This window comes from Bradyrhizobium sp. Mp19 (genome assembly GCF_029952935.1).
Taxonomy (GTDB): Bacteria; Pseudomonadota; Alphaproteobacteria; order Rhizobiales; family Xanthobacteraceae; genus Bradyrhizobium; species Bradyrhizobium elkanii.
On the sequence record NZ_JASAUT010000024.1, the window covers coordinates 33,115 to 51,165 of the forward strand.

An 18,051-nucleotide genomic window follows, 5' to 3' on the forward strand; every position below is an offset into this window, starting at 1 on the left:
GGCCGGTAACCTTAGACGAAAGGTCGTTGCTCGCTTCAGTTGTCAAAGAAACCTGACGACTGTAAGGGTTGCAAACTACCTCAACGGGTGGCCGCATATTGAAATTGATATCAGGTTGAGCATGGGTCCAATTGCTGGTCCGCGCCCGGAGGAGGATTCTGCCGGGCCACGCTCCGAATCGCTCGATGCGCTAAGGGGCCTCGCGATCTCGGCGGTCATTGCCCGCCACTACTTCGAATTCAAGTACGGCATGCTGGGCGTCGACCTGTTCTTCGTCGTCAGCGGCTTTTTGATCGGCGGCATCCTGCTCGATAGCCGCGAACAGCCCGGTTACTTCTCGTCGTTCTATAGCCGGCGCGCGTTCCGGATCCTGCCGCTGTACTGGCTGCTGCTGTTGATCGCGACGCCCGATCACTGGGGCTATTACCTGTTCTTCCTGCAGGCCGTGCCGTGGTTGCAGTTCGGTTATCCCATGACCGAGCCGACATTCGTCAGCTGGACACTCGCGATCGAGGAGCAGTTTTACCTGATCCTGCCGCTCCTGATCTGGTCGCTGCCGCGGGAATGGCTGGTCCGCGTCCTCTGGTGCGGCGTGCTGATCGCCCCGGTCTGTCGCTGGCTGTTCCACGCGCACCTGCCCGACCTCTCCTGGGAGTTCTTGCTGCCCTGCCGGCTCGACGAGCTGTTCGGCGGGGTTCTGCTGGCGAGCTTTGTGCGCGGCTACTGCCGCTCCACTCTCGTGTGGGTAATGCTCGCCTGCGTGCCGATGCTTTGCGATCTGGCCTATGCAGCCGCGTTCGGTCCATTCTCCTTCCTCGGGACATCCGCGTTCGCCTGCGGCGTCATCGTTTGGGCCGGGACCAAGGTGCAGAAGACGGTGTTGCTCAAGCCGTTCGTCTGGCCTGGGCGCCGCTGCTATGCGCTCTACCTCTTCCACCTGATCGTGCTGAACGTCTTCCTGTCCCTCGACTTTGGGGCTTGGTCGGGTCTCATCGCGCTTCCGATCGTCTGCGTCCTTGCAGAGATCAGCTGGCGCGCGATCGAATCCCCGCTCATCGACTACGCGAAACGCCGGTTTGCGCGGGTTCGGCCGGTCGCGCGGCCGGCCTGCTGTCGGTGCGACACAAAAAAGCCCGCGAACGCCGAAGCGTCGCGGGCTTAGCAGGATGGCCGCGCCGCCGGGCATGGCGACGCCGCAGGCACAAACGCTAAAGATTGCCGGCTGGCGGCATTCCCTCGATCATGTGGCGCAACATGGCAGTCGCCTGTTGGGCGTCGAACAGATTGGTCCCGCTCGGTTCATGCTTCGCAGGATGAGCGGTGTGCTCGTTGTACGTCGCTGCACCTCTCCCGCTTGCTTGCGGGGGAGGTCGTATCGCATCGAAGATGCGATACGGGTGGGGGCTCTCTCCACACTGTGACTCGTGGAGAGAGCCCCCACCCCAACCCTCCCCTCGCAAGCGGGAGAGGGAGCGCATCGCCGTCGCAGCCGCTATTCGACCATCTCCACGCGCTCAAGCCTCCCGGTTCCTTTGCTGCGCGGAAATAAACCGGGCGAGTTGTGAACTGCTTCACATTTAGCGCAGCGCGCTCGTGCTTCCTATGAGAAGGGCATTTCGAGGTCGCACATGATTTACAGCGGTTTTGAGATCAAGTCGTTCGAAGTGGGGAAGGGGCAATGGCACGCCAGGGTTCAACGGGTCGATCAAAGGCCGGTCGTCATCGATGGCATGCTGTTTCCGATGCTCGACATCGGCTTTGCGTGGTCCGATCCGGATGCGGCGATCGCCGACGCGAAACGGGCTATCGACCGGTTCCCGCAACGCTATGGCATGACAATGCCGGCGGCCGAAGCATCGGCGTGACCGGTAACGTCGTGGTCGCCGCCGTCCCGCAATGCGAGCCGGATCCGGTCTGGCCAGCGCAGGTCCGCACCAGCTGCCCGGAATGCGCCGCTCCGCTCTCGCTGCTGCGCGTGATCCCCGGCCGCGCCGCCGAATACTGGACCATGCGCTGCGACGGCTGCGGCGGGATCCATCTCGACATCGTCGACCTGCCGCGGGCGTAAAGTCCGCGACCGCGCCGCCTGCTGACACCCTGCTGTCAGCAGCCTTGCCGAGACGCAAGTCCGGCCGCCGTTTGCCCTTTTCTCGCTGCCGGACTCGTCCCATATTCGGGGGCATGGCGAAGACACCGAACACCCCGAAAAAGCCCGGCAAAACCCCCAAATCCAAAGCACACCGGCCCGAGGTCCTCCCGATCGGGCCCGCGCTTGCCGAATTGCTCAATCCGGCGATCAACCGCGGCGATGCCGGCATGGGTTCGGGTACCGGCCTGCAGCCGCCGCCGGACAATTCCTGGGACCGCCGCGCCGGCGGCGAGGCCGCCGCGCATCGCGCGCGGGCGTCGACGCGCGAGACCAACGAGGACGTCGCGAAGCGCGATACTTCGGGCCTCGGCGAGGCCCCGCAGGCCAATTACGGCACCTCGGCCACCGTCCCGACCCTCGATCCGGAACTGGCGCGACAGCTCGGCCTGCCCACCGCCGAGGACGACGAGGAGGCCCTGGCGCGGCCGCCGCGCAGCAAGATGGAGGCGCTCGGCGTCAAGGCAACCGCCGACGCACTGGAGAACCTGATCCGCGACGGCCGCCCGGAATTCCGCAAGGACGACGGCTCGATGCGGGTGTGGACCCCGCACCGGCCGCCGCGCCCGGAGAAATCCGAAGGCGGCGTGCGCTTCGAGATCAAGTCCGACTACCAGCCGAAGGGCGACCAGCCGACCGCGATCGCCGAGCTGGTCGAGGGCATCGACCGCAACGACCGCACCCAGGTGCTGCTCGGCGTCACCGGCTCGGGCAAGACCTACACCATGGCCAAGGTGATCGAGGCGACGCAGCGCCCGGCGCTGATCCTGGCGCCGAACAAGACGCTGGCCGCTCAGCTCTATGGCGAGTTCAAGAACTTCTTCCCCGACAACGCGGTCGAGTATTTCGTCAGCTATTACGACTACTACCAGCCGGAAGCCTACGTCCCGCGCACCGACACCTATATTGAGAAGGATTCCTCGATCAACGAGCAGATCGACCGCATGCGCCACTCGGCGACGCGCGCGCTGCTCGAGCGCGACGACGTCATCATCGTCGCTTCCGTGTCCTGCATCTATGGTATCGGCTCGGTCGAGACCTACACCGCGATGACCTTCGCGCTGAAGAAGGGCGAGCGCATCGACCAGCGGCAATTGATCGCCGACCTGGTCGCGCTGCAATACAAGCGCACCCAGGCCGAATTCACCCGCGGCACCTTCCGCGTCCGCGGCGACGTCATCGACATCTTCCCGGCGCACTATGAGGACCGCGCCTGGCGCGTGAACCTGTTCGGCGACACCATCGAGACCATCGAGGAGTTCGATCCGCTCACCGGCCACAAGCAGGACGAGCTCGAATTCATCAAGATGTACGCCAACTCGCACTATGTGACGCCGCGCCCGACGCTGGTGCAGGCGATCAAGTCGATCAAATCCGAGCTGAAGCAGCGCCTCGACCAGCTCAACGACCAGGGCCGCCTCCTGGAGGCGCAACGGCTCGAGCAGCGCACCACCTTCGACCTCGAGATGATGGAGGCGACCGGAAGCTGCGCCGGCATCGAGAACTATTCGCGCTATCTCACCGGGCGCCGCCCCGGCGAGCCGCCGCCGACGCTGTTCGAATATGTGCCGGACAACGCGCTGATCTTCGCCGACGAGAGCCACGTCACCGTGCCGCAGATCGGCGCCATGTTCCGCGGCGACTTCCGCCGCAAGGCAACGCTCGCCGAATACGGCTTCCGTCTGCCCTCCTGCATGGACAACCGGCCGCTCCGCTTCGAGGAGTGGGACATGATGCGGCCGCAGACGGTCGCGGTGTCGGCGACGCCGAGCGGCTGGGAGCTGAACGAAAGCGGCGGCGTGTTCGTCGAGCAGGTGATCCGTCCGACCGGGCTGATCGACCCGCCGGTCGACATCCGCCCTGCCCGCTACCAGGTCGACGATCTCGTCGGCGAGGTGCGCGCCACCGCGGCGGCCGGCTATCGCTCGCTGATCACGGTGCTCACCAAGCGCATGGCGGAGGACCTCACCGAATATCTGCACGAGCAGGGCATCCGCGTCCGCTACATGCACTCGGATATCGACACGATCGAGCGCATCGAGATCATCCGGGATCTCCGCCTCGGCGCGTTCGACGCGCTGGTCGGCATCAACCTGTTGCGCGAGGGCCTCGACATTCCCGAATGCGCGCTGGTCGCGATCCTGGACGCCGACAAGGAAGGCTTTCTGCGCAGCGAGACTTCGCTGATCCAGACCATCGGCCGCGCCGCGCGCAACGTCGACGGCAAGGTGATCCTCTATGCCGACAGCATGACCGGCTCGATGGAGCGCGCGATGGCCGAGACCACGCGGCGCCGCGAGAAGCAGGTCGAGTACAACGAGGCCAACGGCATCACGCCGGAGAGCGTGAAGAAGTCGATCGGCGACATCCTCAACTCCGTCTACGAGCGCGACCACGTGCTGGTCGAGATCGGCGACGGCGGCATGGCCGATGACGTGATCTCGATCGGGCATAATTTCGAGGCCGTCCTGAGCGACCTCGAAACGCGGATGCGCGAGGCCGCGGCCGACCTGAACTTCGAGGAAGCCGCGCGGCTGCGCGACGAGGTCAAGCGGCTGCGCGCCACCGAAATGGCCGTGGTCGACGATCCCACCGCCAAGCAGCGCAGCGTGCAGAAGCAGGCCGGCGCCTATGCCGGCACCCGAAAATACGGCGATGCCGCCAACTTGCCGGTCAGCGCGCTGAAGAACAAGTCGGCGCAGACCTCGCTCAAGGCGAGCCGCGGCGGCAAGTCCGGCTCACGGGTGCACAAGCCCGATCTCGACGAGATGCACGGCCCGGAATCGCTGCCCTTCCGCCCGAGCGGCGCGCTGCCGGCAAAACCGTTCGGCACCACGAGCCGCATCATCCAGCCGACCGACTCGCGGCAGTCCGGGCCGGAATTCGGCCCGTCGCCGAGGAGCAGCGGCGGCACGCCGGGCAAACGGGGCGGGTGGAAGAAGAGGTAGATCATGACGCGCGCCGAGCTTCTCGCCTTCCTGCGGATGCATCGGCTCGCTGTGGTCAGCACGGTTCACGACGGCGCGCCCCAGGCGGCGGTCGTCGGGATCGCGGTCGGCGACAATCTCGAGATCATCTTCGACACGCTGACCACCTCGCGCAAATACCAGAACCTCCGCGGCGATCCGCGCGCGGCGCTGGTGATCGGTTGGGACGCCGAGCAGACCGCACAGATCGAGGGAGTCGCGGACTTACCGAGCGGCGCGGAGCTCACCGCCTGCAAGCAGGTGTATTTCGCAGCGTGGCCCGACGGGCTGGAGCGCGAGACCTGGCCGAACATCGGCTATGTGCGGATACGGCCGAACTGGGCGCGGTTCAGCGATTTTGGCGCGGTGCCGGCGCGGATTGAGGAAATGACGCTGCCATAGACAGCTTCATCAGCCTCGCCTCGATCACGCCACGTCGAACGCCGGATGGTAGCTCACATCCCCCTTGCGCGCCTTGCCCTTCAACACCAACCGCTGAAAGTATCGGCTCGGCTTGCCGCCATAGATCAGCCGGCGATCATCGAGGAAGCCGAAGCGGTGGTAGTACGCGGGATCGCCGAGCACGACGCAGCCATCGGCCCCTTGCTCCGCAAGCCGGATGAGCCCCTCGCATATCAGAGCTTTGCCGATTCCGCGCCCTTGCAGGTCGGGTGCGACCGAGACCGGGCCAAGGCCATGCCAGCGTCCCGCTACGCCATCGATCCGGACCGGCGAGAACGCGACGTGCCCGGCGATGCTGCCGTCCTCGGAGACAGCCACCAGCGAGAGCGTCAGCGCGCCGGCTGCGCGCAGCGCCTCGACGATGCGGGCTTCGGTGCCGCTGCTGTGCGGCGCTGTCGCGAAGGCGGCCGCTGTGATGCGGCTGATCGCGGCGGCGTCTTCGGGGCGTTCGTCCCTAATCTGCATGCCCGCAGATAAAGGCTACCCAAGAGGATGCGCAAGTGGCGGCATCTCGCCGCGCGGGTGCTCGGGGCCCGTGCCACATATTCGGTGTCGTCCCTGCGAAAGCAGGGACCCATAACCACAGACGATCATCGTGAAAGACGGTGGAGCGATGAGCCCCGTTCACGATATCCGCCGCGGGGTATGGGTCCCTGCTTTCGCAGGGACAACGTCCGGAAGGCGCCGCGGCCTCTCGGTTCATGCACGGACGTCTCTGGAATACTGGATCACCCGCATGCGCGCACGCGCGGGTGATGACTCGGCGCTGTTTGACATCTTGAATCGAGAACCATCCTCACCGTCGTCCTGGCGAAAGCCAGGACCTATTACCACCGGCTTTGGTTGTCGGAAGGATCGTGGCCCCAGTGTCGCGCAACAATTCGCATTTGGGGTAATGGGTCCTGGCTTTCGCCAGGACGACGTCAAGGGATGTGGCTCCGCTTCGCCCCGACCCTAACCCGATCGCTTGTTGCTGGTGTTCTGGGTCAGATTGCCATGCGCGGCCTGCTCGCGGATGTTGTGCTTCTCGTCGTCGCGATGGCCCTTGGTGGTGTCGATGGGAACGCTGGGGGTGCTGCCGGGGCCCTTGTGGCTCTTGTTGTCGTCCGGAACGGGCTGGATGGTCTTTGTCTTTGGTTTCGTCATCATCGTCTCCGTTACGCATGGAGACAACGCCGCCGGTGCGGACGGCGTTCCCGGAGCGAGACTTCACATGTCCGGAGATGTGGCTTCACAGCCGATCCTACAGCTTCTCCTGCTGCGACGGCTGCGCCTGTTGCTGCTGGCGCTGCCGTGCCTGCTCCTTGGCGTGATGGCGGCCGTAGAGGCAACCGGCGGCGGCGCCGAGCATGCCGTGATGGCCGGCATAATGCCCGGCGACGCCGCCGACGATCGCGCCCTTGATGCAACCCTTGGCGTCGGCAGGCGACGCCGCGGCGAGCGCGCTGACGGCAATGACGGACGCGAGAACAATCGATTTCATGATGCGGCTCCAATGCAATGCTGCCGCATCAACGGCGCAGCGGCACCGCCGGTTCCGGGAAGAAGAAGCGGTTCACCATCGACCGCCCCGCCGGCAAGGCGGCACCGTCGGATCAGCTGTTATCGAACGCACCGCGACAGCGAGCCGGCGCGATTTCACCGGCCGGCCCCGGAGGAGCTCAGGGCCTCGTGGCCGGCGTCGACGCCGGCTCACCGTCGCGCGGTGCGCGCTCGCATGATCTATTTGGAGACAACCAGGGCGGCGACGGCAAGCGGCATGGTGTTTCTCATAAGGAACTCCTGATCGCGGATGCGTCGCCCACGCCGAACCAACCGGGCGCGCGGGCGGAGGTTTCATTAACTCGCGGACAGACGCCGCCGCGCCCGCTTCACGTCCGCAGGACGCGATCAGTGCCGCCGATCAGTTCAATGTCTTGCCGCCGCCGGTGACGCCGTCGAGGAACACGCCGGTTTCGCGGTTGAGAAACTCGACATCCGCCGGGAAGAAACCGCCGGCCGAGGCGTGGCCGGTCACGGTGCCCGGGCTGATCGTCTTGATGGTCACGCCTGCGATGTTCTGGCCCATCTGGTTCGGCTCGAATTCGGGATTCAGCAGGTCCTTGGTGCCGGTGAGGATCAGCGTCTTCGCCTTGATCGAAGCCAGCGCCTTCGCGGTGTCGCCGCCGAACCCGGCCGTGGTGCCGACATCGTGCCGGTCATAGGCCCAGCTCTGGTAGATCCAGTCGTTGGCGTCGAACAGCTTCCACAGCGCGGTCTCCTGTTCGGCCATCCAGGGCAGCACGTCGGGGCCGGACTTGAACTGCGCCGCATACATGTCGGGCGTGCGTGCCGCGAGCAGCGCAACGATATCGCGGAACAGCTTGAGGCCGTTCTCCGGCGGCGCCTCGTAATTGCCGTCCTTCCACGCCGGATCGTTCATGATCGCCTTGCGGGAGGCCTCCATCACCGCGACCGACCAGGCCGGCGTCTTCGCGAGCGGCACCATCGCAACCAGCGCGTCCATGAAGTCCGGATGGCTGACGCCCCATTGCAGCGCCTGCATGCCGCCCATCGAGGGGCCGACCACGGCGACGACATGGTCGATGCCGAGCTTCTCCTTCATCAGCCGGTACTGCGATTCCACCATGTCGCGGATCGCGAATTTCGGGAACTGCATCCGCGGCTGCACCTTCGAATTGCTCGGCGACGTGGTCAGCCCGTTGCCGATCGCATCCGTGCAGACGATGAAATACTTGTCGGGGTCGAGCGCCTTGCCGGGGCCGATCATGAAATCGAGCCGGTGATGATTGCCCGAGATCGCGGTCACCATCAGGATGGCGTTCGACTTCTTCGCGTTCAGCGTGCCGTGGGTGACGTAGGAGATCGAGAAATCCTTGATCGCCTCGCCGCTCTCGAGCTTCAGGTCGCCTTCATTGTAGAGCTGGTGGGCAGGCTGCTGGGGCGTGTGTGCGAAGGCGGGCGGAATCGCCGGGCATGCCAGCAGCGACAGGATCGCGGCGAAGTGGGTGATGCGCTTCATTGGTCTCTCCCATCGGGGCGGCTCTGTTCGGCCGCCTTCCGCTGCGAAGCATACGGGCCGGCGGTGCCGCGGCAAGGCGCGGGCGCGAAGATTTAAGCGGCGCAGGCGCGGAATAAACCGCCGCCCGCACGGCGGCGGCCGCCCGTCGTCGCATTGCGCGAACCGGCGCCGCATGCATTTTGTGCCACAATGCACGCGCTGGTTGCCGAACCTAATCGCGTCTCGCGCGTCAAACATGTTGTTGATTGTGGAATGCTCCGGTTCACAATGCCGGGCCAGAGCGAGTCGGCGGAGTCGATCATGGGCGAGGATTTGAACCGGCAGCGCGTCTTGAACTTCCTCGACGTCTACTATGCCGGCGGCATCGAGGGCGCCCTCGATCGTTGCAGCGACGACGTTGCGTTTCTCGCCAACGCCCCGATCGACATTCTTCCGCATATGGGCCAGCACCGCGGCAAGGCGGCGCTGCGTCAGATGTGGACCACGATCCACGAGCGCTATTCCGACATGCGCTACGAGGCGCCGATCGTGGTGACCCAGGGCGACCGGGTCGCCGCGCAGCTGCGCGTGTTCCTCCGCAAGCGCAACAATGCCCGCGTGGTGCAGTTCGACGTCGCGGTGTTCTACACGCTGCGCGACGGTAAGATCACCGAGATCCGCGAGATCATCGACACCTTCGACCTCGTCCAGCAGGTGCTGGAGCGCGACGTCGCGGCGGCGCTGACCGGTCATGACCACATCGTGCCCGCAAATTCGCAGCGCCGGCGTTGAACCTCGACGGCCCGGCGCCGACCTATGACTGGGCTTGTTGCGGTCGGGGCTGAAATCACCATGAAAGTCGCATTGCTCGCTGTGCTTGGCTTGGCGCTGGGCGCCCTTGGCGGCGCCGCCTTCGGCATCGGAGCCGGGCTTAGCTGGATCGGATTGGCCAGAACCTCGGGTATCGATAGCGGAACGCTGGTGTTTTTCACCTTCATGCCGCTCGGCGCTGCGATCGGCGGCATCGGCGGCGCGCTGCTGTTCGCGGTGGTGGCGATCCGCGACGCCGAGATCGTGATCGAGCGGCAACCGGTGCGGCGGCGCGACCGCTGAAATGCGGTCACCGGAGCGTTTTCGAGCGAAGCGGCTGCCGGTTCGCGTCAAGAGAACGCGTCAGAACCAGAATCTGGAACCCCATTCCGATCCTGTCGGAACGGGATTCCAGAGGGCGGCGGTCATATTCCGGTAAAATTCCGCGCAATTGTGCATTGCAAAAAAGTCATTTGCGTTTTTGCCGTTCCGCACTATTTCAGGCCGCAATAGCGATGTGCAGCAACCTGGCAAGGCGTCGGCGCTGACCCCCTGCCATCCGTTTGCGTTTGAAAATCCAGTTTCAGGACAAGGCCAAAATGACAGAGCATAGTCTCTGGCGTTTTTCGCGCGCATTGCATCGCGCGATCAACGAACGCCAGCTTGCAGATATCGAGCCGCTGCTCGACGACGAGGTCGAATGGTCCATCTACGGGCCGATCGACCTGTTTTCCTTTTTCGGCGCGCGCCGCGGCAAAGCGGCGGTGCTCGAGGTGATCAGGCAGATCGGCGAGAACCTCAGGGTTCACCGCTTCGACCGGGAACAGATCATGCTCGGCGTGGATTCCGCAGCCTCGATGCTGCGCTATTCGCTGACGGCACTCGACTCCAACAAACCGATCTCGCTCCGGATCGCGCATTTCGCGCAGTTCAGGGCCGGCAAGCTCACGAGCTTCCGCGTGCTGGTCGACAGTTTCGACCTGGTCGAGCAGACCGTCGGCTACCCGATCCATCTGCCGCGCATCGCGGTCTGACGGCTTTTCGGTTTCACGCCTTCGTCATGTCCGGGGCCCTTGCCCCGGCAGCGGCGGCCTGTTTTGCCAGCCCCGAACGGCCGCGCTCGGGACGCGCCGCGCGAACGCGCTGCGCGTTTGTCCCGGACATGACGATCACGCGTTGATCACTTGCTTTCAGAGCGCCGATGCCACAATTTTGCGCCACGGCAATGCATGCTGCGGCTCTGGAATTTGCGGGCTGGGAATGACTTTCACATTACGATTTGGCTGGGCAAGGCTGCCGGTGCTGGCGGCCGGCTTCGGCCTGGCGATGGCGCTGTCGGCCGCCGCGCAAATCCCGCCGTGGCAGATCGCTCCCGCCGCCCCGGATACCGCAGCTGATAACGCCGAGGCTGCGGCCGACGAGGAGCCGCCGGCGGCCAATGCCAATGACGCCGACATCCTGAAGGACATCGACGAGAGCAAGCTCGACTGGAGCCAGCTCGACACCGATTCCACCAGCCTGCCGACGCTGGCGCCGAAGCGTGCGGCGAGGCCGGCCAGCGTCGCCGGCAACGATCCATCCTGGTCAACCAACAACAACGCCAACGGCTCGTCGGCGGTGTCGGTCAAGCAGTCGATCTCGCCATTCCTCGACACCCGCATCGGCGCCGACATGACGGTCGCGAGGCAAGGCACGATGACGACGTCGGAGCAATTGTCGGAGCGGCTCGCCAATGGCGGCAGCCTGCCGCAGTCCGGCGGCTCGGCCTGGGCCGCGATCTCGACCGGCGGCGTGGCCTCGATCTGGGACAAGACCTCGGTCGAGGCGCGGGTCGATCCCTCCGCCGACCAGAGCAAGGTCGGCACCTCCCTGAGCAAGTCGGTGCCGCTGTCGGAGCAATATTCGCTGACGCTGCAGAACGGCTACAACCTCATCCAGCAGGGCGTGGTCCCGGTGCCCGGCATCATCAGCCACCCCTCGCGCAGCTACGACACCGATCAGTCGGCGAGCCTGTCCGTTAGCGACACCGGCACCAGCATTACGGCAGGCCAGACCCTGTCGACCTCCGACGACAGATGGCTGCGCCGGATCGGCGCCGAGCAGAAGCTGTTCGACGGGGTCACCGTCTCCGGCTCGGTCGGCGAGACCTCCCAGGGCGCGACCAACAAGAGCATCAGCGCCGGCTACAAGCGCTCATGGTGAACGGTCTGTTAGCTCTATCGCGCTAAATGATCAGGCATTGCCGCAACTTGGCCCAGATGCGGTCAAATTCGGCGGCACTGATAGGTCCGTAACTTCATCAATTCGTCGTGCGGGGGACAAGCCGCGCTTCGCTATTGCGAACTAGGGGAAAGCCGATGAACGCCACCAACCGTACCGAGGAAGCCGAAGCCGAAACGACGTCCGAGGTCGACACCAACCTTGCTGCGGTCTCGGAAGTCGAAGCCGGCATCCGCGACTTCGTGCGCAACGATATCGCCTATCTGCGCCGGCCGGTGGCGAGCCCGGAGACCGCGCCGACCGACACCAACACCGATGCCACCGTCAGCAACGTCAACTCGCTGATCCAGCGCGTCGCCGGCACCTCGCTCGCCGAGATCGAGAAGCTGATCGGCGAGCTCGAGAGCCTGCGTGACCTGCTGCATGCCGAGGGCCAGCGCGTCCAGCGCGAGATCTCCGGCTATGCCCAGCTCAGCCAGGCCGCGATGAAGTCGACGCGCATGATCGCCGACAATGTCTCGCAGTGGAAGCGCGCTGCCGACGGCCTGCGCAACAGCTGATCCGGATCCGCCTTTTTTAGGATTGGCAGCCGCCGCCTCCTGGACAGGGGGCGGCGGCTTCGCTTTGCGGCGGCTTCGCTTTGCGGCCGCGATTCAGCGCAGAACGATTCGTTATTCAGCGCGGTGTAAACTCCGCGACGTCAATTTTTGCAGATGCCGATTTGAACTTCGGATGCCGAGCCCGCCTCCAATCCGGAATTCGCGTCCGGACCGCGCCTTGCCGGGCATCCGTTTGGAGACGAAGTCATGCAGAGCGTCCGGCCGGATAACGCCGCCGATCCGATTCCGCTGCGCCAGCCGCAGCAGGGCATCGGCACGATCATGATCCGCTTCATCGGCATATTGGCAGCCGCGACGGTCGTGATGGTGCTGATCTGGAATCGTTAAGGCATGATCCGGAAAAGTGTGAAGCGGTTTTCCGATAAGATCATGCCTAAACAGAAGCTTGATCAGGAGAAGTGTGACGCAGCCTGCCGACAGGTCACATTGAAAAGCGCAATTGCGCGCAACCTGCGCTCTCTCGAGCGCCGGCAGTTACAGACGGTCAATCAGCGATCGATGCTTGCGGTGGTCTCGAAGGAATAATTGCCGTCGGCAAAGCCCTTCACGACCATTCCGGTGGCCAGCATCACCACAACCGTTACCGTCGCGAAGATAATGCCGACGAGTTTCAGCGCGCTGCGATCTGCCATGGTATCCCCAGTCATTCTTGCCAGATGTCCGTGCCCTCAAACCATAAGGCAGGGACAAAGGTTCAGAATGCGTTAGCAAAAAATGAGTTCCACGCAACGCACAACTGCGTCGGCGGCAGAAGTCACCCGCTAACCATGGCGTCCGGGCAACATCAGAGGCGTGCGGGCAACATCAGGAACCGGGATTCCGCCGCGGCACGAAAGCGGTAGCGAGGAACGAGAACACCACCTCATTGCGCTGATTGACGCCGATGTTGCGGGCCTGAAGGATGCCCCATTCGGGCCGCTTCTCGGACGTGCGCTTGGTCTCGACCTGGTTGGTGAAGCTGATGGTATCGCCTGCCAGCACCGGGCGGATCCAGCGCAGCTCGCGGAAGCCCGGTGAGGGCCCCCAGACCGCGACCTCCTCGCCGCGCGCGGCGGCTTCCGCGGCGAGCCGCTTGCCGTCGGCGACGAGCAGCTTCATGCAGACGCTGGCGATATGCCAGCCCGATGCGGCGAGCCCGCCGAACAGCGACTTGCGTCCCTCCTCCTCGTCGAGATGGAAGCGCTGCGGATCGAACTGCGCGGCAAAACGCTTGATGTCCTCAGGCGTGAAGGTGAAGGAGCCGAACTCGCGCCGTGCGCCGATCTCGATATCTTCAAAAAAGCGCATGACCTCTCCTATGCGCTCGCAGCGTCGCGGCGGCTGATCATGATCGGCGCCTCCATCTCGCACAGCATCTCGCCGCGCGCGTTGCGGATCGTGCTCTTGAAGGTGACGATGCCGGTCTCGGGACGGCTCTTCGAGACGCGCGCTTCGACGACATCGACATCCAGCGTCAAATCGTCGCCCGGACGCAGCGGCGCCACCCAGCGCATCTCGTTGACCCCGGGCGCGCCGAGCGAGGCGGTGCGGCCGATGAAGCCGTCGAACAGCATCCGCATCATCAGCGAGCCGAGATGCCAGCCCGAGCCCGACAGGCCGCGGAGCATGGATTTCTTCGCCGCCTCCTCGTCGAGATGCATCGGCTGCGGGTCGAATTCGGCGGCAAAGGCGAGGATTTCCTCGCGTGAAACATGGCGCGGGCCGAACGTGCCGAAGCGGCCGGGCTTGAAGTCTTCGAAGGTCAGCGTGGTCATTGGGTGAGGATATGCCGGAGGGAAGCCCGATTGTGGCCGTTATTTGCAGCAATCACAACCGGCCCACTCGCATAGCTCGCCCCTGGATCGCCGGCGCCCGGTCCGGGGCTCGCCTTTGGCGAGACCGATTGGGCTTCTGCGGTATCGATCCCTCTGGTCGCGGAGGCGCTTTGGCGTCGTCCCAAACCATTGGCCCGGCGAATAGCCTCGTCCCGATGAAGGCCTGCGGCGCAGGCTTCCGCGACGAAGTGATCGCGCCGGCGGTGACGCAGTAGGATGAACGAGACGCGAATCATATTTCGGCTGGCCGGGAGAACCATGATGTTCGATTTCCAGGATCTGTTTCAGTGGGACCGCTTCATCACGCCCACGATCATCAAGACGTTCTACTGGCTGGTGATCGCGGTCATCGTGCTGTTCGGGATCTCCGGCATCCTCTGGAGCCTCACCGCCATGGCGATCAGCCCGTTCGTCGGATTCATCCAGTTGCTCGCGTCGATCGCCAGCGTCTTCGTCGGCATTGTGTTCTCGCGGATCGCCGCCGAGTTCATCCTGATCGTATTCCGGATCAACGAGCATCTCGGCGCGATCCGCGACCGGGACGGAGCAATGCACTGAGGCGAACGGCACCCGGCCGAACGCAGCCCGCCGCCCATGCCGTGGTTAATCCGAAGTAGTGCCCGCGCGCAAATGCCCGCGAAATTCCGACCGGGATCTTAAATCCGCTCGCGTATCAGCCTCTGCATTGCCAAGACCAGCGCGGGGGCGTCGTGAATTCGAGGAATGGCTTTGTTGCCGTGAGGCCGGGTGCCGAGCCGGGCTTTACGACCGAGGATATTTTATGGGCTGTCGGCATCTGGTCGGTGATCCTGACCCTGGTGCCGGTGATCGCGTTCTATCTGCTGATGGTGGCTTGAGGCCAACCATCGCGTCATTGCGAGTGCCAGCCAGGCAATCTGCGATTGCCTGGTCGCTTCAGCACACAAAAAACGCGCGGGTGCCGCGCGTTCTTCCATTTCGAACGTAAGCGGCGTTGTTACGCCGCTTGCTTGTGCATCGTACCGGACGCCGACGCCGTGCCGCGGATCGCCTTGATCGAGCGTTCGATCGCGGCCCACAGCCGATTGATCTCGGCGGCGGCGCGGCCTTCCGCATAATATTCGCGGGCGCCTTCGCCTTGGCCGAGCGCCATCAGAAGATCGGCGCGGTTGGTGATCTGGCCGCTCCACACCGGCGCGCGGAATTTCGCCAGCGCCTCGCGCGCGATCGCGACGATGCGGCTTTCGGCGCCGTCACGCTGCGCGGGCGCGCCGTTGATCACGACGGCATAAGGCTTGCGCATCGAGCGGCAGGTCTGGATGGTTTCCTGCACGGCGTTGACGTCGAACACGCCGGGCCGCGCCGGAATGATCACCATCGTGGCGTTCTTGATGGAGTCGTCGACCACGGCCGAGAGGTTCGGCGGCGTGTCGATGAACACCCACTCGATGCCGTCACGCTTGGCCTGGGCGATGATCCCGCTGACCGAGTTCACCGCCGTCTTGATCGCCGGCTCGTTGGTGCCGCGCAGCTTGTGCCAGAGCGTCAGCGAGCCCTGCGGATCGGCATCGATCAGCAGACAGGGCTTCGTCGCCTTGTGCACTTGCGCGGCGAGGTGAGCAGCCAGGGTACTTTTTCCCGAGCCCCCCTTACGCGAAGCGAAAACAATCACGTTCATACGTTGGCCTCCAGATTGACCCCAGGAGGCGAAAATGAATCAGCACGCTGATTCGCGAAAGAAAAAATTTCTTGCAATCCGCAAAGTGGCCAAGATTACCGGTGCGTTTTGCTTTTTGAGTCACACCGAACTTATGACGCAACCGCAAATGGAAGCGCTAAGCGTTTGATTTGACTCAGGGCCTAGCGTTTTCCGGCAGCTTTCGCGCGCTCGCGCTCGATCCATTTGCGCTCGATCCAGCCGAGCAATTGCGCTGTCGGTTTCTGCAGGAACGGGACGTCCTGCGCGAACAAAAGGAGTCCGAGCGGCAGCATCCAGAGTCCGAGCACCGGCAGAAAGCTGAAGATGCCGCCGATGATCAGGAGGATCGCGAGCGGAATCCGCACATAGCGCGACGACGGCTTGCGCAGCCACGCGACGAAGCGCGCCGGCTTTTCCGGCAGCTTGGCTTCGAACCAGGCGAAGTGCCGATCGATCTCTTGCTTGTAGTATTCGCTCACGCGTCCCACTCCATCCGTTCCACGAGCGGAACAGATTTGGCAAACCACACAAGTCCCACAGATGATGCTGCGTGACAGCGTCACAAGGCGTCAGTCTGTCGCGCATCGCAGCCTTGAAATCGCGGCCTGACGATCTAGCGCGTATTTTCGCGCGAAGCGATTGGATTGACTGCGACGGCGCTGTGCTCCCTCTCCCCGTTCTTACGGGGAGAGGGTTGGGGTGAGGGGCTGCCTCCGCGTATCCGGCGATAGCTGCGTGTGTGGAGACTCCCCCTCACCCGGAACGCATCTCACGATGCGTCATAGCCGAAGCTCCGCTTAGGCGTTCTTGAGAACGGCCGCCAAGGGCGGCCTACGCCTCTCCCCGCACGCGGGGCGAGGTGAAGGCGGACACCGGTTCGCGTGACGATAACGCGCCCGATCAGAGACTCTGGCGCACGCGCGATGGGAGCCTGTTCAGTGGGCCGACTTCTTCGCCTTGTGCGATTTGGAGACCTTCCGCTTCGCAGCGACCGGCCGCCGCTCGACGCGTTCGCTCGCCCTACGCGGCTCCGGATCTGCGCGAAAGAACACGCGGCAGGCCGGCGACAGCTGCGCCTTGTTCCTGATCATGCAGGCCGTGATGCGATCGACGTCGGGAATCTCGGGGCTGCAAAGCCGGAACGCATCCGGCGTACAGGCCTGCTGCTGATCGGGCGTGTAGGCCTCACTCCGGCCCGGCACCAGCAGCGCCGCAAGAGCGGCGGCTGATATCAACGCAAACGAAAAACTCCTTGAACCGGCGGTCCCCATGCATCCCCCCAAAGGTGTCACCAAGGCGTCGTTAAGGCGTCGTTTCGGGGAGTGTGGGTGACGGGACAGAGAAGTGCAAGCGGACGCGATGACACGCCGGGCGACAAGGGCGAGCGACCTTGCGATGGTCTGATCTTGCGATGTCGCGCTGAGTGATCTTGCGGATGGTACAGTTGGGTGGGCTCGAACCACCGACCTCCTGTTCCACAGACAGGCGCTCTAACCAACTGAGCTACAACTGCATCCTGACGCGCGGCCCGCTCGAGCGGGGCGGCGATTTCGGGCGGAAACTAGGTGCAACGCCGCGCTTTGGCAAGGCCGTAACGCGCCGATTTCCGCTGTTATATCCGGCCGCTTGACGGGCCCTTGGTCAGCAGAAAGGCCCGGACCGCTGCGGCCCGGGCCTTTCGCTGGTCTCCCAAACGGCAGCGATCAGGCGGCCGGCTTGTAGAACTTCGAGGCGCTGGCCTTGATCGGCTCGGCGGTCTCGCTGGCGACCTTCTGGCCGAGCTCGGCCAGTTCCTTGGCCTGCGCGGTGTAGGTCTCGAACTGCTTGCGGGCGTGCGAGGTCCACAGCTCGACCGCTTCGGTCGGCGACTTCACACTGAACAGCTCCTGGGCGAAGTCGAGCGAGGAGGTGGTGTTGGCCTTGAAGAACTCGATCAGCTTGGCCGAATACTCGCTGGCGCCCTTGCTCACCGAGGTGAACACGGCCTCGACCGTCGAGTTGTGGGTCTCGGCAGCGTCCTTGAACTTGGCATAGCTGTCGCGGGCCTGCAGAACGCCCTTCTCGGCGAACGCACGCATCTGCTCGGGAACTTCAAACGGAATGATCGAGGCGGAAAACGGATCGGACGGGTTGGTCATACGTGTAATCCTTCGCAACGGGTGAGTAGATGTGACCATTGCGGACGTCCCGGAGCCCATCAGGCCGGGAGCGCTGAAATGGATCACGCTGCCTTGATTCACGGGAGTGCCCTTCGTCGGGCGCGCCTAATAAACACCCATATCATGTCAATTTTGTGCAACGCAATGTAAGATCGCGTGCGACGCCATATTTTTT

Annotated in this window: 25 protein-coding genes and 1 tRNA gene; 14 read left to right on the forward strand and 12 right to left on the reverse strand. The window is 64.2% G+C overall.

Annotation, left to right across the window (positions count from 1 at the left end):
• Positions 1-121: 121 nt before the first annotated feature.
• The 5 genes from QJT82_RS24540 to QJT82_RS24560 all read left to right on the forward strand — a co-directional run bounded on the left by QJT82_RS24540 (position 122) and on the right by QJT82_RS24560 (position 5,514).
• On the forward strand, positions 122-1,162 hold the full coding sequence (locus tag QJT82_RS24540) for an acyltransferase (protein WP_028340579.1): 1,041 nt from the start codon (positions 122-124) through the stop codon (positions 1,160-1,162).
• Between the two features lie 466 nt (positions 1,163-1,628).
• Positions 1,629-1,865 (forward strand): hypothetical protein, encoded by a 237-nt coding sequence (locus tag QJT82_RS24545; RefSeq protein WP_035631522.1) that lies wholly within the window; start codon positions 1,629-1,631, stop codon positions 1,863-1,865.
• Between the two features lie 11 nt (positions 1,866-1,876).
• Positions 1,877-2,068: a zf-TFIIB domain-containing protein gene (locus QJT82_RS24550; RefSeq protein WP_035631543.1), complete on the forward strand. Its 192-nt coding sequence runs from the start codon at positions 1,877-1,879 to the stop codon at positions 2,066-2,068.
• A 113-nt stretch (positions 2,069-2,181) separates the two neighbouring features.
• Complete coding sequence (uvrB, locus tag QJT82_RS24555; RefSeq protein ID WP_080686737.1) at positions 2,182-5,094, forward strand: excinuclease ABC subunit UvrB; 2,913 nt, start codon at positions 2,182-2,184, stop codon at positions 5,092-5,094.
• Positions 5,095-5,097: 3 nt separating this feature from the next.
• On the forward strand, positions 5,098-5,514 hold the full coding sequence (locus QJT82_RS24560; RefSeq protein ID WP_028340583.1) for a pyridoxamine 5'-phosphate oxidase family protein: 417 nt from the start codon (positions 5,098-5,100) through the stop codon (positions 5,512-5,514).
• Between the two features lie 24 nt (positions 5,515-5,538).
• Here QJT82_RS24560 and QJT82_RS24565 read toward each other — a convergent pair whose 3' ends face one another.
• The 4 genes from QJT82_RS24565 to QJT82_RS24580 all read right to left on the reverse strand — a co-directional run bounded on the left by QJT82_RS24565 (position 5,539) and on the right by QJT82_RS24580 (position 8,596).
• Positions 5,539-6,039 carry an N-acetyltransferase gene (locus QJT82_RS24565; RefSeq protein ID WP_028340584.1) on the reverse strand — a complete coding sequence of 167 codons (501 nt, stop codon included), beginning with the start codon at positions 6,037-6,039 and terminating at the stop codon, positions 5,539-5,541.
• A 489-nt stretch (positions 6,040-6,528) separates the two neighbouring features.
• Entirely contained in the window at positions 6,529-6,720 is a 192-nt protein-coding gene (locus QJT82_RS24570) for a hypothetical protein (RefSeq protein ID WP_172646835.1), read from the reverse strand.
• Between the two features lie 97 nt (positions 6,721-6,817).
• Positions 6,818-7,057: a hypothetical protein gene (locus QJT82_RS24575; RefSeq protein ID WP_028340585.1), complete on the reverse strand. Its 240-nt coding sequence runs from the start codon at positions 7,055-7,057 to the stop codon at positions 6,818-6,820.
• 420 nt (positions 7,058-7,477) lie between these two features.
• Positions 7,478-8,596 (reverse strand): alpha/beta fold hydrolase, encoded by a 1,119-nt coding sequence (locus tag QJT82_RS24580; RefSeq protein ID WP_028340586.1) that lies wholly within the window; start codon positions 8,594-8,596, stop codon positions 7,478-7,480.
• A gap of 300 nt (positions 8,597-8,896) precedes the next feature.
• On the opposite strand from QJT82_RS24580, the gene QJT82_RS24585 reads away from it, so the two are divergent.
• From QJT82_RS24585 to QJT82_RS24610, 6 genes are all read left to right on the forward strand, one after another.
• Positions 8,897-9,367: a nuclear transport factor 2 family protein gene (locus QJT82_RS24585; protein ID WP_028340587.1), complete on the forward strand. Its 471-nt coding sequence runs from the start codon at positions 8,897-8,899 to the stop codon at positions 9,365-9,367.
• A 60-nt stretch (positions 9,368-9,427) separates the two neighbouring features.
• Positions 9,428-9,688: a hypothetical protein gene (locus QJT82_RS24590; protein ID WP_016841374.1), complete on the forward strand. Its 261-nt coding sequence runs from the start codon at positions 9,428-9,430 to the stop codon at positions 9,686-9,688.
• Between the two features lie 296 nt (positions 9,689-9,984).
• Complete coding sequence (locus tag QJT82_RS24595) at positions 9,985-10,419, forward strand: nuclear transport factor 2 family protein (protein ID WP_026193357.1); 435 nt, start codon at positions 9,985-9,987, stop codon at positions 10,417-10,419.
• Positions 10,420-10,645: 226 nt separating this feature from the next.
• Positions 10,646-11,587, forward strand: coding sequence for a hypothetical protein (locus QJT82_RS24600; RefSeq protein ID WP_051447855.1), 942 nt, complete (start codon positions 10,646-10,648; stop codon positions 11,585-11,587).
• Between the two features lie 155 nt (positions 11,588-11,742).
• A complete protein-coding gene (locus tag QJT82_RS24605; protein ID WP_028340589.1) occupies positions 11,743-12,165 on the forward strand; it encodes a hypothetical protein in 423 nt (140 codons plus the stop codon).
• Between the two features lie 246 nt (positions 12,166-12,411).
• Complete coding sequence (locus QJT82_RS24610) at positions 12,412-12,552, forward strand: hypothetical protein (protein WP_167350365.1); 141 nt, start codon at positions 12,412-12,414, stop codon at positions 12,550-12,552.
• A gap of 161 nt (positions 12,553-12,713) precedes the next feature.
• On the opposite strand, the gene QJT82_RS24615 is transcribed toward QJT82_RS24610, so the two are convergent.
• From QJT82_RS24615 to QJT82_RS24625, 3 genes are all read right to left on the reverse strand, one after another.
• Positions 12,714-12,857: a hypothetical protein gene (locus tag QJT82_RS24615; protein WP_016841369.1), complete on the reverse strand. Its 144-nt coding sequence runs from the start codon at positions 12,855-12,857 to the stop codon at positions 12,714-12,716.
• 172 nt (positions 12,858-13,029) lie between these two features.
• Positions 13,030-13,512 (reverse strand): MaoC family dehydratase, encoded by a 483-nt coding sequence (locus QJT82_RS24620; RefSeq protein WP_028340590.1) that lies wholly within the window; start codon positions 13,510-13,512, stop codon positions 13,030-13,032.
• Positions 13,513-13,520: 8 nt separating this feature from the next.
• Positions 13,521-13,979 carry a MaoC family dehydratase gene (locus tag QJT82_RS24625; protein WP_028340591.1) on the reverse strand — a complete coding sequence of 153 codons (459 nt, stop codon included), beginning with the start codon at positions 13,977-13,979 and terminating at the stop codon, positions 13,521-13,523.
• A gap of 321 nt (positions 13,980-14,300) precedes the next feature.
• On the opposite strand from QJT82_RS24625, the gene QJT82_RS24630 reads away from it, so the two are divergent.
• Together QJT82_RS24630 and QJT82_RS24635 are read left to right on the forward strand one after the other, a co-directional pair.
• On the forward strand, positions 14,301-14,597 hold the full coding sequence (locus tag QJT82_RS24630) for a DUF4282 domain-containing protein (protein WP_028340592.1): 297 nt from the start codon (positions 14,301-14,303) through the stop codon (positions 14,595-14,597).
• Positions 14,598-14,749: 152 nt separating this feature from the next.
• Positions 14,750-14,896, forward strand: a complete 147-nt coding sequence (locus tag QJT82_RS24635; RefSeq protein WP_016841361.1) for a hypothetical protein — start codon at positions 14,750-14,752, stop codon at positions 14,894-14,896.
• 119 nt (positions 14,897-15,015) lie between these two features.
• On the opposite strand, the gene QJT82_RS24640 is transcribed toward QJT82_RS24635, so the two are convergent.
• Positions 15,016-15,696 (reverse strand): ParA family protein, encoded by a 681-nt coding sequence (locus tag QJT82_RS24640; protein WP_028336032.1) that lies wholly within the window; start codon positions 15,694-15,696, stop codon positions 15,016-15,018.
• 34 nt (positions 15,697-15,730) lie between these two features.
• Between QJT82_RS24640 and QJT82_RS24645 the strand changes: the two genes are divergently transcribed.
• A complete protein-coding gene (locus QJT82_RS24645; RefSeq protein ID WP_256521274.1) occupies positions 15,731-15,865 on the forward strand; it encodes a hypothetical protein in 135 nt (44 codons plus the stop codon).
• 13 nt (positions 15,866-15,878) lie between these two features.
• On the opposite strand, the gene QJT82_RS24650 is transcribed toward QJT82_RS24645, so the two are convergent.
• From QJT82_RS24650 to QJT82_RS24665, 4 genes are all read right to left on the reverse strand, one after another.
• Entirely contained in the window at positions 15,879-16,196 is a 318-nt protein-coding gene (locus QJT82_RS24650) for a hypothetical protein (RefSeq protein WP_016841357.1), read from the reverse strand.
• Positions 16,197-16,652: 456 nt separating this feature from the next.
• The gene (locus QJT82_RS24655; RefSeq protein ID WP_245288709.1) at positions 16,653-16,988 is read right to left on the reverse strand and encodes a hypothetical protein; all 336 of its coding nucleotides are present in this window, start codon (positions 16,986-16,988) and stop codon (positions 16,653-16,655) included.
• Positions 16,989-17,153: 165 nt separating this feature from the next.
• A tRNA-His gene (locus QJT82_RS24660) sits at positions 17,154-17,230 on the reverse strand.
• A gap of 190 nt (positions 17,231-17,420) precedes the next feature.
• Positions 17,421-17,855, reverse strand: a complete 435-nt coding sequence (locus QJT82_RS24665) for a phasin (protein ID WP_028336028.1) — start codon at positions 17,853-17,855, stop codon at positions 17,421-17,423.
• Positions 17,856-18,051 lie beyond the last annotated feature (196 nt).

Coding starts and splice junctions, on each gene's coding strand:
- QJT82_RS24540 (WP_028340579.1), top strand. CDS start 122: ATGGGTCCAATTGCTGGTCCGCGCCCGGAGGAGGATTCTGCCGGGCCA.
- QJT82_RS24545 (WP_035631522.1), top strand. CDS start 1,629: ATGATTTACAGCGGTTTTGAGATCAAGTCGTTCGAAGTGGGGAAGGGG.
- uvrB (WP_080686737.1), top strand. CDS start 2,182: ATGGCGAAGACACCGAACACCCCGAAAAAGCCCGGCAAAACCCCCAAA.
- QJT82_RS24560 (WP_028340583.1), top strand. CDS start 5,098: ATGACGCGCGCCGAGCTTCTCGCCTTCCTGCGGATGCATCGGCTCGCT.
- QJT82_RS24565 (WP_028340584.1), bottom strand. CDS start 6,039: ATGCAGATTAGGGACGAACGCCCCGAAGACGCCGCCGCGATCAGCCGC.
- QJT82_RS24570 (WP_172646835.1), bottom strand. CDS start 6,720: ATGACGAAACCAAAGACAAAGACCATCCAGCCCGTTCCGGACGACAAC.
- QJT82_RS24575 (WP_028340585.1), bottom strand. CDS start 7,057: ATGAAATCGATTGTTCTCGCGTCCGTCATTGCCGTCAGCGCGCTCGCC.
- QJT82_RS24580 (WP_028340586.1), bottom strand. CDS start 8,596: ATGAAGCGCATCACCCACTTCGCCGCGATCCTGTCGCTGCTGGCATGC.
- QJT82_RS24585 (WP_028340587.1), top strand. CDS start 8,897: ATGGGCGAGGATTTGAACCGGCAGCGCGTCTTGAACTTCCTCGACGTC.
- QJT82_RS24590 (WP_016841374.1), top strand. CDS start 9,428: ATGAAAGTCGCATTGCTCGCTGTGCTTGGCTTGGCGCTGGGCGCCCTT.
- QJT82_RS24595 (WP_026193357.1), top strand. CDS start 9,985: ATGACAGAGCATAGTCTCTGGCGTTTTTCGCGCGCATTGCATCGCGCG.
- QJT82_RS24600 (WP_051447855.1), top strand. CDS start 10,646: ATGACTTTCACATTACGATTTGGCTGGGCAAGGCTGCCGGTGCTGGCG.
- QJT82_RS24605 (WP_028340589.1), top strand. CDS start 11,743: ATGAACGCCACCAACCGTACCGAGGAAGCCGAAGCCGAAACGACGTCC.
- QJT82_RS24610 (WP_167350365.1), top strand. CDS start 12,412: ATGCAGAGCGTCCGGCCGGATAACGCCGCCGATCCGATTCCGCTGCGC.
- QJT82_RS24615 (WP_016841369.1), bottom strand. CDS start 12,857: ATGGCAGATCGCAGCGCGCTGAAACTCGTCGGCATTATCTTCGCGACG.
- QJT82_RS24620 (WP_028340590.1), bottom strand. CDS start 13,512: ATGCGCTTTTTTGAAGATATCGAGATCGGCGCACGGCGCGAGTTCGGC.
- QJT82_RS24625 (WP_028340591.1), bottom strand. CDS start 13,979: ATGACCACGCTGACCTTCGAAGACTTCAAGCCCGGCCGCTTCGGCACG.
- QJT82_RS24630 (WP_028340592.1), top strand. CDS start 14,301: ATGTTCGATTTCCAGGATCTGTTTCAGTGGGACCGCTTCATCACGCCC.
- QJT82_RS24640 (WP_028336032.1), bottom strand. CDS start 15,696: ATGAACGTGATTGTTTTCGCTTCGCGTAAGGGGGGCTCGGGAAAAAGT.
- QJT82_RS24645 (WP_256521274.1), top strand. CDS start 15,731: ATGAATCAGCACGCTGATTCGCGAAAGAAAAAATTTCTTGCAATCCGC.
- QJT82_RS24655 (WP_245288709.1), bottom strand. CDS start 16,988: ATGGGGACCGCCGGTTCAAGGAGTTTTTCGTTTGCGTTGATATCAGCC.
- QJT82_RS24665 (WP_028336028.1), bottom strand. CDS start 17,855: ATGACCAACCCGTCCGATCCGTTTTCCGCCTCGATCATTCCGTTTGAA.